The organism is Phormidesmis priestleyi ULC007, assembly GCF_003003695.1.
GTDB classification, from domain to species: domain Bacteria; phylum Cyanobacteriota; class Cyanobacteriia; order Leptolyngbyales; family Leptolyngbyaceae; genus Phormidesmis_A; species Phormidesmis_A priestleyi_A.
In genome coordinates this window covers 17,584-31,034 of the sequence record NZ_PVWG01000049.1, presented here as the reverse complement: position 1 = coordinate 31,034, position 13,451 = coordinate 17,584, and the positions used below count along the sequence as shown (strand labels likewise).

10 protein-coding genes are annotated in these 13,451 nt (G+C 49.9%); 5 read left to right on the top strand and 5 right to left on the bottom strand.

What is annotated here, in order from left to right; translation table 11 throughout:
- Positions 1-440 precede the first annotated feature (440 nt).
- Entirely contained in the window at positions 441-1,526 is a 1,086-nt protein-coding gene (recA, locus tag C7B65_RS23055) for a recombinase RecA (RefSeq protein WP_073072330.1), read from the bottom strand.
- A gap of 152 nt (positions 1,527-1,678) precedes the next feature.
- Here recA and xseA point away from each other — a divergent pair, with 152 nt between their 5' ends.
- Together xseA and xseB are read left to right on the top strand one after the other, a co-directional pair.
- Positions 1,679-2,932, top strand: coding sequence for an exodeoxyribonuclease VII large subunit (gene xseA, locus C7B65_RS23050; RefSeq protein WP_073072332.1), 1,254 nt, complete (start codon positions 1,679-1,681; stop codon positions 2,930-2,932).
- Positions 2,933-2,980: 48 nt separating this feature from the next.
- A complete protein-coding gene (gene xseB / locus C7B65_RS23045; RefSeq protein ID WP_073072334.1) occupies positions 2,981-3,280 on the top strand; it encodes an exodeoxyribonuclease VII small subunit in 300 nt (99 codons plus the stop codon).
- 20 nt (positions 3,281-3,300) lie between these two features.
- Here the strand turns inward: xseB and C7B65_RS23040 are convergent, their stop codons facing one another.
- The 3 genes from C7B65_RS23040 to C7B65_RS23030 all read right to left on the bottom strand — a co-directional run bounded on the left by C7B65_RS23040 (position 3,301) and on the right by C7B65_RS23030 (position 9,619).
- Positions 3,301-4,725 carry an LCP family protein gene (locus C7B65_RS23040; protein ID WP_223257389.1) on the bottom strand — a complete coding sequence of 475 codons (1,425 nt, stop codon included), beginning with the start codon at positions 4,723-4,725 and terminating at the stop codon, positions 3,301-3,303.
- Between the two features lie 339 nt (positions 4,726-5,064).
- Positions 5,065-7,236, bottom strand: a complete 2,172-nt coding sequence (locus tag C7B65_RS23035) for a pentapeptide repeat-containing protein (protein ID WP_073072340.1) — start codon at positions 7,234-7,236, stop codon at positions 5,065-5,067.
- A gap of 91 nt (positions 7,237-7,327) precedes the next feature.
- Positions 7,328-9,619: a tetratricopeptide repeat protein gene (locus tag C7B65_RS23030; protein WP_083582961.1), complete on the bottom strand. Its 2,292-nt coding sequence runs from the start codon at positions 9,617-9,619 to the stop codon at positions 7,328-7,330.
- A 183-nt stretch (positions 9,620-9,802) separates the two neighbouring features.
- Between C7B65_RS23030 and rpsO the strand changes: the two genes are divergently transcribed.
- From rpsO to aroF, 3 genes are all read left to right on the top strand, one after another.
- The gene (gene rpsO, locus C7B65_RS23025) at positions 9,803-10,072 is read left to right on the top strand and encodes a 30S ribosomal protein S15 (RefSeq protein ID WP_073072342.1); all 270 of its coding nucleotides are present in this window, start codon (positions 9,803-9,805) and stop codon (positions 10,070-10,072) included.
- A gap of 15 nt (positions 10,073-10,087) precedes the next feature.
- On the top strand, positions 10,088-10,645 hold the full coding sequence (locus C7B65_RS23020) for a PAM68 family protein (RefSeq protein WP_073072344.1): 558 nt from the start codon (positions 10,088-10,090) through the stop codon (positions 10,643-10,645).
- A gap of 154 nt (positions 10,646-10,799) precedes the next feature.
- Positions 10,800-11,855 carry a 3-deoxy-7-phosphoheptulonate synthase gene (gene aroF, locus C7B65_RS23015; RefSeq protein ID WP_073072350.1) on the top strand — a complete coding sequence of 352 codons (1,056 nt, stop codon included), beginning with the start codon at positions 10,800-10,802 and terminating at the stop codon, positions 11,853-11,855.
- A gap of 28 nt (positions 11,856-11,883) precedes the next feature.
- Here aroF and C7B65_RS23010 read toward each other — a convergent pair whose 3' ends face one another.
- On the bottom strand, positions 11,884-13,179 hold the full coding sequence (locus C7B65_RS23010) for an ATPase, T2SS/T4P/T4SS family (RefSeq protein ID WP_083582963.1): 1,296 nt from the start codon (positions 13,177-13,179) through the stop codon (positions 11,884-11,886).
- Positions 13,180-13,451 lie beyond the last annotated feature (272 nt).

The following is a 13,451-nucleotide window of genomic DNA, read 5'->3' as shown; positions in this document are numbered from 1 at the left end:
AAAGATTACTAGCTGGTTGTTTGGCTCAAGCTACTTGCAGTGGGGATTTCAGCCTTCGGCTTAACCCGAACTCAGGTAGTTTAGGTTCAAAGTCCCCCAATTTTGGGGGATTTAGGGGCAGCCCGAATTCGCAACCGTAGCGAAAAGCTTCATCGAATTCACGTTGAATAACCTGAGTTCGGGATAAGAAATCGCCAGAAGTCCTGATTTTCCGTGCCTTGCTGCTATGCTCCACATCAGGCTCTTGTCAATAAGCCTCACAGTTGAGAATATTCTTAATAGTAGGACTTATTGAGAAAAGATTACTAGCTGGTTGTTTGGCTCAAGCTACTTGCAGTGGGGATTTCAGCCTTCGGCTTAACCCGAACTCAGGTTGAATAATAAAAAAGGCAGGCATTTAGCCCACCCTCTATGAAATTTAAGCGTTAGAACGATCGCGCTTATTCTGCTGCTTCTACAAACTCTTCGTCATCTTCATCTTCTGGGTCAGGCGCTCCGACCGAGTTAGCAGACACCACAGCGCCCATTTCGAGCTTCTCGCGCACCAGTTTTTCAACTTCTTTGGCAAATTCGGGCTTCTCTTCCACATACTTCACCGCGTTGTCGCGACCCTGGCTGATGTTATCGCCGTTATAGCTATACCAGGCACCTTTGCGAACGATCACGCCCGTTTCTTCTGCCAGGTCAACCAGACATCCGATCGTCGAGATGCCTTTGCCGAAAATGATGTCAAACTCAGCAATGCGGAACGGCGGTGCGATTTTGTTTTTGGCAACTTTCACCTTGGCGCGGTTGCCATATTCTTCGTTGCCCCGCTTCAGGGTTTGAATGCGGCGAATATCGAGACGCACAGAGGCATAATATTTCAGCGCCTGTCCGCCTGTGGTGGTTTCGGGGCTGCCGTACGTCACGCCGATCTTTTGACGCAACTGGTTGATAAAGACGACTGTGCAGCCAGACTTGCCAATATTTCCGGTGATTTTCCGCAGCGCTTGGCTCATCAGACGGGCTTGCAAACCCATGTGAGAATCGCCCATTTCGCCCTCGATTTCGGCACGAGGAACCAGTGCCGCCACCGAGTCAATGACCACAATATCAACGGCGGTCGATCGTACCAATTGATCCACAATCTCTAGTGCTGCTTCCCCCGTGTCAGGCTGAGAAATCAGCAGATTAGCAATATCAACGCCCAAAGCTGCTGCATATTTGGGGTCGAGCGCGTGTTCAGCATCAATGTAAGCCGCCGTTCCGCCTGTTTTTTGGACTTCGGCAACTGCGTGCAGCGCCACCGTCGTCTTACCCGAACTTTCAGGACCGTAAATCTCAATCACCCGACCTTTTGGCAGCCCACCGCCTAGCGCCAGATCCAACGTCAGAGCGCCACTGGGGATGGTTTCAACCTTCATCCGGGTGGCATCACCCAGACGCATAATGCTGCCTTTCCCAAAGTTGCGCTCGATCTGGGTGAGCACCATCGTCAGGGCTTTTTGCTTATCGGAACTTTCGGTTGTTTTACTACTAGCCATTAGCGCCTCAAAAAAGAAAGAGTTATAGAGAGCAAGTCGGAAGGGGCTGAGAGTCTAAGATTGAGACTCGTGATTAACCTTCTAGCATGAGAGTTAGAAATTTCAGTGAAATCAGCCGATAATTTGATGCTTCTCTCTCCAGGTTACACGTGATGTCTTTTAATCTGCCTAGCTCGATCGAGCCAGATTCCGCCCTATCAGTCGGGGGGTTAACCGCCTACATTCAACTGCTGCTTGAGCAAGATGACCAACTCCGTCAAGTCTGGGTGACAGGTGAAGTTTCTAGTGCATCGCGATATCGCAGTGGGTTGTTTTTCACGCTGCAAGACCCCGATGCCAAAGCCTCCATTAGCTGCGTCGTGTGGAACAGTCAACTCGATAAATTGGCTGCTCTGCCAGCGCAGGGAGAACAGTTGATTTTGCTGGGTCGGGTCAACGTCCATCCTCAACGGGGCAACTACCAGTTGATTGTCTGGCAAGCGCTTCCGGCAGGGGAGGGGCTATTGGCTCTGCGCTATCGACAGTTGCGAAATCGCCTAGAGCTAGAAGGACTCTTTGACCCAGAGAGAAAGCGTCCTCTACCCGTCCATCCTCAAACGGTTGCGGTGGTCACCTCACCTCAAGCCGCAGCCTGGGGAGACATCCAACGAACGCTAAAACGGCGCTATCCGGGGTTGCGGGTGCTGTTTTCTCCAGCATTAGTGCAGGGAGATCAGGCACCAGCATCGATCGTGGCAGCGATCGCACGAGTCGAACGAGATCGTAGAGCGGATGTACTAATTCTATCACGGGGCGGCGGGGCGATCGAAGATATGGCGTGTTTTAATGACGAATTTGTGGTTCGGGCGGTGGCAAATTGCTCGATTCCTGTGATTGCGGGCATTGGACACCAGCGCGATGAGTCGTTAGCAGACCTCGCTGCCGATGTTTGCGCCCACACCCCAACTGCTGCCGCCGAGCAAGCAATTCCCTTTCTCTCCAATCTGCACGCCGAGCATCAAGAACGATTTCATGCCCTCAATCAAGCGGTGGTGCAATATCTAGAAGTCGAGCGCGATCGCCTGCAAAGTCTACGGGAGTGCGTTAAACGCGTGAAGCTCGATCGCCAGATTAAACAAGAAACTCAGGTCGTTGCCTGGTTGAAACAGCGCTTGATTCAATCAACTCTGCGCCCCTTTCAAGAAGCGACTCAACACCATCAACTTCTGCAAGAAAAGTTAGCAACGCTTGACCCGCAAGCCGTGCTTCAACGAGGCTATGCAGTGGTGCGGCAGATGAACGGAAGCATTGCTCGATCGGCGTTAGAAGTCTCTCCGGGAGAGGATTTGTCAATTCAATTAGGGCAAGGGCACCTGAAAGTTAAAGTCACGGAAGTCTCGATCGCTCCACCCAGTTTCGACGAATAAAGACTATAAATAAAAGAGTCAGAATTCACCTTCACCTTGGGGCGCTGCATGAATATTTCCCCTGGCTCAAATGCAGCCTATTCAAAACAAATCGAAGCGGATCAAGATTCGACCCCTGACAGCCGTTCTTCTGAATACCCGTCTCAAACTAACTGGAATTATGAGGCAACGGTTGCCCAAGTTGAGTCGATTTTGTCACGCATTGAGTCGGGTGAGTTAGACCTTGCCGATGTGTTTGAGCAATTTTCGACCGCCGTCAGGTATTTGAAACAGTGCGAAGCATTTTTAGCTCAACGTCAGAATCAAGTGGATCTGTTGATTGAAACGCTAACTGACGAAGAGTTTTGACCCTGATCCTATTCTACACTTTATCCTTTGTTGGCGGGGTTGGTCAGCGATCGTGACTCACCGCGACCTGCGGCGGGATCTTTCAGCCCCGGACGCAGCAGTTTTTTAGGCGGCTGAAGCGCATCTTTGCCCAGTTGAATTGTCACATCTGAGTCAAGACTCCCCGTTGTCTCAATTCTGACTTCGCCAAACCCTAGCGATCGTCGCACTGATTCTGCCCCAATCACATCGCCTTGTTGAGCCACAATGCGAGTGATGCTTAAAGGCTCTGTCCAGGGCTTGTCTTGATAAACGTTGTTAAACCCTGACCCTCTCAGCCTAGTAATTACCGACTGCACTCCTTTATCTTGAGGAATGCTGTTTTGAATCGCCACTCTTAGCGTCGCGGGTTGATCTTCGGTCAACGCAGTGGTGCCAAAATCGAGATGCTGACCGACTAGCTTTTGAATCTGAGCCGGGTGGGGCAGCCAATAGCTCGCGTCATATTCACCCGGAGCGCTAAACTCGCCTGGGATCATCAGCATTTTGGTGTTCGATCGATTCACTTGAGAGGCAAAGCCAGTCAGCGCCACCAGTTCTTCAACGGTCAGATTGGTATCGATGTGTGACTGAATGATCGAGAGCAGTTTAGGAATCCGAGTCACGGTAGTGGGATTGAGGGATTGCTCCATGAGGGCGCGCATCACGGTCTGCTGACGTTGAATTCGCCCGATATCCCCATTTTCGTCGTAGCGGAAGCGCAGCAGTTGCAGGGTTTTATCGCCGTTGAGGTGTTGCTGTCCGGCTTTGAGATTGACGTAAAGATGCTGACTATCGTCTTTATATTTCATGTCTTTGGGGACGAAAACCGTCACGCCACCCAGCGCATCGATCAGCGCTTCTACCCCTTGAACATTGATCGTGACATAGCGATCGACCCCTACGCCTCCCAGCAGCTCACTGACCGTTTTTGCACCCAGGGCAGGGCCACCATACAGATTTGCTTCGTTAATTTTACGAACGCCGTGATCAGGAATATAAGTGCGCGTATCTCTCGGAATTGAGAGCACCGTCAGCTTCTTAGTCTCAGGGTTAAAGCGCAGCAGCAACATCACATCAGTCAACCCTTCAAACGAGTTAACGAGGGCCTGATAGCGAAGGTTTTTGAGGTGGTCAGGAGGATTTTGTAAATCCGTCGTTAGCACTTTTACACCCAAAACCAGAATGTTGACGGGGCGTGTCAGTTCGGGCAATTTCAAACTGCTTCGGCTTGAGATGCCACCTTTGCCAAACACTGAGGCTTGAGCGGGGCTGAGTTGACGCTGCATCAGAGGCGTACTGGCGAGCGAAACTGCGAGTAGCGCGCCTGCTGTTGCCGAAAGCATGGCGACCCCCGTCAAGCAAAACATCAGCCAGAGCAGCTTCTTGCCTTTGGGCTTTGCCGACCTTTTGGTTTTAGAAGTCACTCGTCTAGGTTGAGCAGATTGCGCGGGGACTGATTTCGGGGAGACGGGTTGCTTTTTAGCGCTTTTCACAGGTTTCCTCAACACACACCAATTGATCATCGACTAAAGAGAACCAATCTTAAATTTGAGCTTTCATTGTATGCAGTAAAACATATTTAGCTGATTTTTTATTTGCTCAGTTCTTTTGAGAAATAAAGCTTTTGTAGACGCACGATAACAACGATTTCTCAGATTATCTATAAAAACTGGACAATATTCTGTGAATTTAGCCGATTTTGAGAATTATGAGTCATTTTTCTGAGTTATGGGTCATTTAATCGCGATCGTCAGTCATAAATCTTACTTGAAGTAGATCAGTAGATTTAGACCCGGAATCGTGCGGGAAAGTGTCCACAGCAGCAAGGCGATGTAGAGCGTCCCCAGACTCCACTGATACCAAACCAGCCCGGTGACTAGGTTGGGTAGGTGCTGATCTCGGAGCCGAATATCGTTAAAGCCAAAGCGCAAAAAATTATTAAAACTGAAGTCGAAATAGTTGAGCCAACTCCAATGACGATCCCACAAGATGGGCAGATAGCGATCGCGAAACATCGGTTCTCGTGGAATGATCGGCAACCGTCCAATCAAAATTCGTAACTGGCGGAGGGTGCCTTCTTCAACAAAATAACTGGCATCTAAAAGTGGGTGGTAGCGACCCTGACGAAACAGCAGCCCGATCAAAATTAGCGGAATCGGCACCATCACGATCGCCAAACATGCCAAGGTCATCCAGGGTCGATCACCGTTGCGAAACACTGCCACTAGCCCACCCAGATTGAGAACGGTGGCGAAACTGCTCACCCAGGCAAATTCTCCCCAAGTTGGCAGAATCGGTTTAGGGTAGCGTCTGCGCCAGCGATCAACTCCCCAAAACAAAATACTGAAATAAGCGATCGTCACCAGTCCTACGCCAAAGATCAGCCAAAAACTCGTGCCGTTGCGGCTCAACAAGAGCAATAGACTCAGCGCCACCCAATTAAACGCGAGGCTCAAGCGATCGAGCACGTTCAGAACTGGAGACAACGGCTCGACGGCGATCACGCGATCGCGGACTCTAATATACGTTTCTAAATCAACAGCAGTAACCGTGAGCAACTCAGTCGGATTGCGAAACGGTTGTTTGGCTCGACGCTGCCCGATCGCGTTTGCTTGAGTTTGATTAAAGCCAATTCTGCTTAACTGAGGAATCGTGGCAGTGTTTAAATTGGTGCCAAATAGCCGTTGCAGCAGTTGTTGCGATCGCAATCGCTGGGCGGTGTAATCGATTTGATTTGCGTCAGCAATTTGTTCGAGTCGCCGAAAGTTTCGCACTAATTCACGCAGCAGATTTTCATTGCCCTGCAACGTCGGCACCGAAATCACCTTGCCGATCTGCCCAGGGTCGCCCAAAATCTTGGCTTTGTCAGAGTCAAATCGTAACCCCGCCACATTGAGATAAGCGCCCTTTGAGAAAGAGCAATAGCTAAAATCGGCTCGATCGAGAATCGTGGCTCCGCGTAGGTTAACGGCTCGATTAAATCGAGCGTCTCGAAAGACGGCAGATTTATCAAACGTGGCATCGGTGAGAAAAAACAACTGATTGAAGGTGTCTTTTGTAAACAGCGTTTGTTCCCGCCATCGCGTTTGAGCAAAATCGGCATTGCCCTGCCACTGCACCCGCGTAAAGTTTGCCGATTGATAAAAGGTTGCCTGATTAAAGTTCGCGGTCGCCTGAAACTCGCTGCTCTGAAAGCTGACTTCACCGCGAAACTGCGTCTGATTAAATTCTGCTTTGCCAAAAAAGATGTTGTTGCGAAACAGCGCTTCTCGCCCAAAGTTGGCACTCGTAAAGCTCACAGGCAAACTAAACCGAGTCTGTGACCAATCTGCGCCCGACGGGAACTGTGCCCCTTGTGCCTCCATGCGGTTGAGAAAAAACGTGTTGGTGAAGTCTGCAAATCCAGTAATGCGAGTTTGCACAAGTTTAATCGGCCCGCGAAACACCGTGATTTGGGCAGAAGGCGCTTGTGATGATTCTTTAGACGTGATCAGCAGCGATTGAGACAGCGTACTCAGACGAGAGAGCCGCCGCCGATCGCGCTGCAATTGGGCTTTTTCGTTGGGCGTAAAAATCGGAGACAGCGATTCTCCATAGAGTGGCGCACGCAATCCTAGTCTTGCGATCGCTAAGTCTCCCTCAATCAGCGAATAGCTCAGATCCAGTCCTAGCGGCAATCCTGGACGTTGTAACTGAGCTTGAACCAGACTATAAAACTGATCGCGAAAGTCTGCATTTTCGGGGCGCAGGTCGATCGTGGTGCGCCGCAAATCGAGAATTCGAGTCCCTTCACGGGGCACGGGCGATCGCAGCCGTTCTTGCAAAAGCTCCAGGGTTAGAGGAATTCGTTCGGGTTGAGCGATCGCAGCTTGAGCAGCGTGAGGAAAAACGGCAATGCTGATGATTAAACCGATAAGAACCGCTAGTCTCCTCACGCCTGACCCCTCGCATTATTCCGTCCGCAGCTATTGCTCAGAGCCACCATGATTAATGTCTCCACAACAATCTTCAGTTCACCGCTACAAACTATGATCTGTCAAGTTCTTGAAGTTGTTTTTCGGTGTCTTGCCGCTTTTTGGGATCTTGAGTCAGTTCCAGGGTTCTCTTGAAGTCAGCGATCGCTTGAGCTTTACTGCCTTGCTTTCTGTAAGCCATTCCTCGGTGATAGTAGGCATAGTCAGCATCAGGTTTTAGTTTGAGGGCTTGATTATAGTCTGTGATCGCTCGACCATAGTTCCCTTTCCTGGCGTAAGCAAAGCCCCGGCTATCGTAAATAGTGGCTTCATTCGGACTGAGTTTGAGTGCTTGGTTAATATCAGCGAGGGCGCGATCGAAGTTGCCCTTCTCGGCATAGGCAAACCCACGATTATTGTAGGCCCCGGCCTCGTCAGGTTTTAGTTTGATTGCCTGGTCGTAATCAGCAATTGCGCGATCGAAGTCGCCTTTGCGCTTATAGCTGACACCACGACTGTTGTAGGCTTTGGCGTAGCCAGGTTTTAGTTTGAGCGCCCGGTTATAGTCTGCAATGGCGCGATCGTAATCGCCTTTTTTGGCATAGGTAAGCCCGCGATCGTGGTAGATTTCAGCGTCGTTAGGCTGGAGTTTGAGTGCCTGGTCATAGTTGAGAAGAGCGCGATCGTAATCACTGATATCGGAGTAAATTTCACCACGCATGGTGTGTAACAGGGCTGAACTAGGCTGAAGTTTAATCGCTTGGTTGAGGTCAGCTAGGGCGCGATCGGAGTCGCCTTTGCCGATGTAATAAACGCTTGCCCGCTTCAGATAGGCGAGGGCAAGATCGGGCTGAACTTTGAGGGTCTGGTTGAGGTCGGACAAGGCATAGTCGTAGTTTTTCTGACTAAAGTAGACTGATGCACGATTGAAATAGGCAAAGGCGCGATCGGGTTGGAGTTTGATCGCTTGATCTAAAGCTTCAAGGGCGCGATCGAAGTCGTTCTTAGCATAGTAAGCAGTGCCAAGATTGTTGTAAACGAGGTAATCGCTGACTTCAGAGAGGGCAAAATTGACGACAGAAACCCCGGAATCGTTCAGCTTCAAAGTGCCAAGCTGACTGCCATCTGCATGGATAGAGTCTGAAGCATGATCAGCAGCGGGAAGCAATTTAAGTGTCTGATTAAAGTCAGCGATCGCTCGATCATAATCGCCTGTTGTGAGGTAAATTAGACCCCGGTTGTCGTAAGCTAGAGCCATATCAGGCTTCAGTTTAATTGCCAGATTTGCATCGGCTAGGGCACGGTTGTAGTCGCCCTTGGCAACGTAGACGATGACTCGAATTGCGTGAGCCTCAGCAAAGTTAGGCTGGCGTTTAATCGCTTGGTTGAGGTCAGCCAGGGCGCGATCGGAGTCCCCTTTTAGCAAATAAGCAGACCCCCGGTAAAAATAAACCAGGCTTTGGTTTAAGCTTGATGAGGATGCTGTTTTTTGGCTCAGTGCATCGCTGAAGCGGGCGATCGCTCCCTCCCAATCCCCGGCCGCACGACGAGCCATTCCCAAAGTAAACAGGCTCAGGTAGCTCATCTCGTTGGAGAGACGAGTCTGGAGAGTGAAACTTTTTAGATCGGCGATCGCAGCTTGCTGAATATTCCCCTTGGCAGTCTGCCCCAGTTCGGGCAAATCTTTGGGTGAGCGCAGCACTTCAAAATTCACACTCAGAGGCACCACTTCACCGGGGTTGCGATACCAACCCCAAATGACGATCGTGGCTTTGCGTTTCTCCCCTACAGTCCGGGCAATTTTACTGCCTTCCTGTTCAGTAATCGACTTATTTAAGGCTTCAACTTTAACGTCAGCATAATTTTTTGTAGCTTGGCGCAGTTGATTGATCACTTTCTCAGTCACGCCATAGGTTTTAGGGTCGGGCCCGTCAAATTCGGCAACCAGAACAATAATGTCTTTGGCAGGGAGACTCTGAAAATATTGCCAGCCTACAACGCCAGAGAAACTGAGGATCGGAATTAGAATCAGTCCAGCAACGGCTGATCGACGAACCCGTTTTCGCTGCCGTTCTTTTTTTGCCTGTGCTTTCACGTGCTCATCTGATAATGGCTCAAATGCCGATCGCCCCCGATCTTGCTTTTCGGGTTTCCAGAATCGGGCGTAGTACAGGCAAATGCCTAACAGGAGCAGAACGCCGATCGCTAGGGAAATCAGGGTGACTAGTCCGGCATCTTTATCAACAAACAGTTTGACAAAACCATAGACACCAGAAATCAATGAGATGCCTGCCAAGATAGGAGCACTGATCTGATTTAGGAATGTCCACAGGCTATTGCTGCTAGAGTCATTGCGATCGTTCATGCGTGCATTTCTGCCCCACCTTGCGTGACTAGTCAATGTTGATGAAGTACTAACTGCACTTTACCCAGCTTGATTGAATGGATCCAGGTAGCGATCGTGCAAATTCCATCGTGTGCAACGAATTTCCTTGTGATACCATATGAGACTGCACACCCACAATCAATAACGGAAAGACTTCATCTCATGGCTCTGCTGCAACAGCGTAAACAAGAAATTATCACCGACTATCAAATTCACGAAACCGACACCGGGTCGTCAGACGTGCAAGTTGCGATGCTGACCGATCGCATCAATAAACTTAGCCTTCACTTGAGAACCAACAAAAAAGACCACGCTTCTCGGACGGGCTTGCTAAAAATGATCGGTCAACGCAAGCGCTTACTGGCTTATATCAATAAGAATAGCCAAGAGCGTTACCGTGCCCTGATTACTCGTCTTGGCATTCGGGGTTAAGGAGTATTTTAGCCGATGTCTTCTGATCCTAAAGACTCTAAACTGCCCGATCGCTTGCCCTTTGAGCCTACCCAAAAGAAAAAATCGGCAAAGATCGATAGCAATCCTGTGCTAGAGAAGGGAAACAAAAAGCCCAAGCGCGAAAAGCCGCCCAGTATTTCTAAGTCCTCTAAAATCGAGAAAGAAGAGCAGCCCAACGATCGCAAAGCCGCTAAGAAGAGCCAGCGATCGGCGAGAGGTTCAGGCACCATTCCCGAAGTGGTCAGCAAGCGCATGGCACGTCGTATGGCGTTTTTCTGCGGTCTTCCCAGCGCCTTGGGGATGTTGACCTTTATCGTCAGCTATTTTCTTTTAGTCAAAGCTGGAATCAAACTGCCCAACGTGGCGGTTGTGTTGGTGAGCATGGGCTTTCTAGGGTTGGGCGTGTTGGGGCTATCTTATGGCTTAATCTCTGCGTCTTGGGATGAAGAGAGAGTCGGCACCCGCGTCGGCTTAGAAGAATTTAATCTCAACTTCAAGCGGTTAACTGGTGCTTGGAAGTCGGCACGACAAAAGAAAGAATTGAGCGAGTAGTCACATTGTGCAGGGGCTGGTAGATGGATGGTTTGGTGCCCATCTACCAACCGTTTTTTGGGCCTGAATCGAATAGTTTCTTAATAGCTTTATTAGGGCGGGCGATCGCACAATAGAAGACACTGCCCATCTACAACACAGCAGAGGTTCTCACATGATTGTGGTTATGAAAGTCGGCACCCCGGAAGTCGAACTGACCCGTGTCACCGACGAACTGGCGACGTGGGGATTGTCCCCCGAAAAGATTATTGGCAAACATAAGGTCGTTCTGGGTCTGGTTGGAGACACGGTTGACCTAGACCCCTTACAACTTCAAGAAATTAGCCCCTGGGTTGAGCAAGTTTTGCGAGTAGAGCAACCCTTCAAGCGTGCCAGTCGCCAATATCGCCAGGGTGAAGCCAGCAGTGTTGCCGTCCCGACCCCTAACGGAACGGTCTACTTTGGTGAACACCATCCTTTAGTGGTGGTCGCGGGGCCCTGTTCGGTTGAAAACGAAGACATGATTGTCGAGACGGCTCAACGTGTCAAAGCGGCAGGCGCGCAATTTTTGAGAGGCGGCGCTTTTAAGCCTCGCACCTCGCCCTACGCCTTTCAGGGTCATGGCGAGAGCGCTTTAAATCTGCTGGCTGCCGCACGAGAGGCAACCGGATTGGGAATCATCACCGAATTGATGGATGCGGCTGACCTAAAGCCTTTGGCAGAGGTGGCAGATGTGATCCAAATCGGTGCCCGCAATATGCAAAACTTTTCTCTGTTGAAGAAAGTGGGCGCTCAAGATAAGCCAGTTTTGCTGAAGCGAGGCATGGCAGCCACGATCGAAGACTGGCTGATGGCGGCTGAATATGTTTTAGCAGCCGGAAACCCCAACGTGATTCTTTGCGAACGGGGAATTCGCACCTTCGATCGTGACTATGCACGCAATACACTCGATCTCGCCGCAATCCCAGTCTTGCGCTCGCTGACTCACCTGCCGATTATGATCGATCCCAGTCATGGTACGGGTCGGGCAGAATATGTACCAGCGATGGCAATGGCCGCGATCGCCGCAGGCACCGACTCGCTGATGATCGAAGTCCATCCCAATCCTAAAAAAGCGCTCTCTGACGGGCCACAATCTTTAACGCCCGATCGCTTTGACCAATTAATGCAAGAACTCGCGATCATCGGCAAACCCTTGGGGCGTTGGCAACCCGCCGCCGCGATCGCGTAGGTTGAGTTTTGAACGAATGACTCAAAACTCAACCCTCATCAATCTGGTTGAGGGTTTTAATCTGTTGTTCTACAATTTGTAAGATTTGAGTTAGGTTAGCTTGGTCAGGAGGGAGTTGAGCACTGGCGTGAGTCCGATCGTGAATCTCGCGCATCTTCTGTTGCAAACCTTGGGCAATGTTGAGCGCGTCGCGGCTTAAGTTGGCAATCTGCCGCTGCTGATAAAATTTGAGAGCGGCTCCTCGCAAAATCTGCAAGGTTGCTTCTTCACCATGAGCACTCGGCATCACGCGCAGACGCAGCAGTACCCGATTTTGATCACAAAGCCGCTCAACCTCAACCTGCTTTGGCTGCTGCACCGGAGTCCGTGGCAAGTGGGTAAGTTGCTTTAACTCATCAATGACAGCCTGAAAACTAAACAGAGGCAAATCACTTAGCACCGATCGCAAAACTCCGTTTTGACTCCACAGAATTTGTCCTGTGGTGGAGCGGCGCTCAAGATAGAGTCGCCCAATTCCATCGCTGACAATTCGTCCCAGCAGTTCTTGCAAGAGTTGGGCAGGCGGTAAGGCAGCTAAATGATCTGAAGGGCTGTTTAAATAATTGGTACTAACTTCCAACGTGGGCAAAGCGTTTCCAGGAATGGGAGATTTGGAGTGCTGAAGCAGCTCTGAAACTAAGACAACTGTAGCGGGTGAGAGAAGATTTGGGGAATCATCAATCTCATCGGGGCTGTCTATTAAAAATGTTGCTTTTGCCTCTTGAGTAGCTTGTGCGGAGTCGCCTCTAGAGAAAAAATCAAGATCTGAAATCTCGCAGGAACTTTGATTTGAGATTAGACTGGTTTCTTCTAGCAAGTCAACATTCTCAGCCTCTCCAGGTTCTTGAGCAAGAACGGAATCGTCTAAGGAAGGAACCACAAGCCCTTGATTGACCCCATGATTGAGATAGGCAGAAAGAGTGGCGTAGTGAACGTCTGAACTAATGGTTTGAGGCGCTAGCGAATAGTTCATAAACGTCAGAATTTGCCGCACGTAGTCGAGGGCAGCGGCATCTTCTAAAGTCACCATGCCAAGCTGAAGACACTGGTCTTTGAGCGACAAGGGCAAAATTTGATGATAGAGACAGGCTTCAAACGGCAAGATGCGATCGACAAGTTGAAAAATTTGATGGGTATCCACTGTTGCGACTCGTTCCAGTTGAGCAGGAAAACTTGGGAGGTCTAGAAAGCAGGTTGTCTGTGTTTCAGGTGGGTGGGTATCGCGAAGCTCTAAAAGGTCGCGCGGTGGATGCATCATAAAAGATGGATTTTCTGAAGTGTCCATTGTATAAAATCGTTCTGGTTCTCCGATTCTCCGGAAAACGTGACAAATTTTACATAGAGCTACGGAAACCTTTAAGCTGAATCATCCTAGAACAGCGCCATTTCTTATTTGGGCACATGACTCTTATTAATCTATTATTCAGAATTATTCTAATCTTGCTACCTGATTTCCACCTATTTCTACAGGACTTACGCATTTTGCCAAAACCTCGGAGGTTTAAGCCACTCTGTCGGTCACGAGGCTTGATTCTTGGTTAAACCTCCGGGGTTTGC

What these genes read in the sequence shown, in the direction of transcription:
- recA (WP_073072330.1), bottom strand. Translation starts at nt 1,526, where the DNA reads ATGGCTAGTAGTAAAACAACCGAAAGTTCCGATAAGCAAAAAGCCCTG.
- xseA (WP_073072332.1), top strand. Translation starts at nt 1,679, where the DNA reads ATGTCTTTTAATCTGCCTAGCTCGATCGAGCCAGATTCCGCCCTATCA.
- xseB (WP_073072334.1), top strand. Translation starts at nt 2,981, where the DNA reads ATGAATATTTCCCCTGGCTCAAATGCAGCCTATTCAAAACAAATCGAA.
- C7B65_RS23030 (WP_083582961.1), bottom strand. Translation starts at nt 9,619, where the DNA reads ATGAACGATCGCAATGACTCTAGCAGCAATAGCCTGTGGACATTCCTA.
- rpsO (WP_073072342.1), top strand. Translation starts at nt 9,803, where the DNA reads ATGGCTCTGCTGCAACAGCGTAAACAAGAAATTATCACCGACTATCAA.
- C7B65_RS23020 (WP_073072344.1), top strand. Translation starts at nt 10,088, where the DNA reads ATGTCTTCTGATCCTAAAGACTCTAAACTGCCCGATCGCTTGCCCTTT.
- aroF (WP_073072350.1), top strand. Translation starts at nt 10,800, where the DNA reads ATGATTGTGGTTATGAAAGTCGGCACCCCGGAAGTCGAACTGACCCGT.
- C7B65_RS23010 (WP_083582963.1), bottom strand. Translation starts at nt 13,179, where the DNA reads ATGGACACTTCAGAAAATCCATCTTTTATGATGCATCCACCGCGCGAC.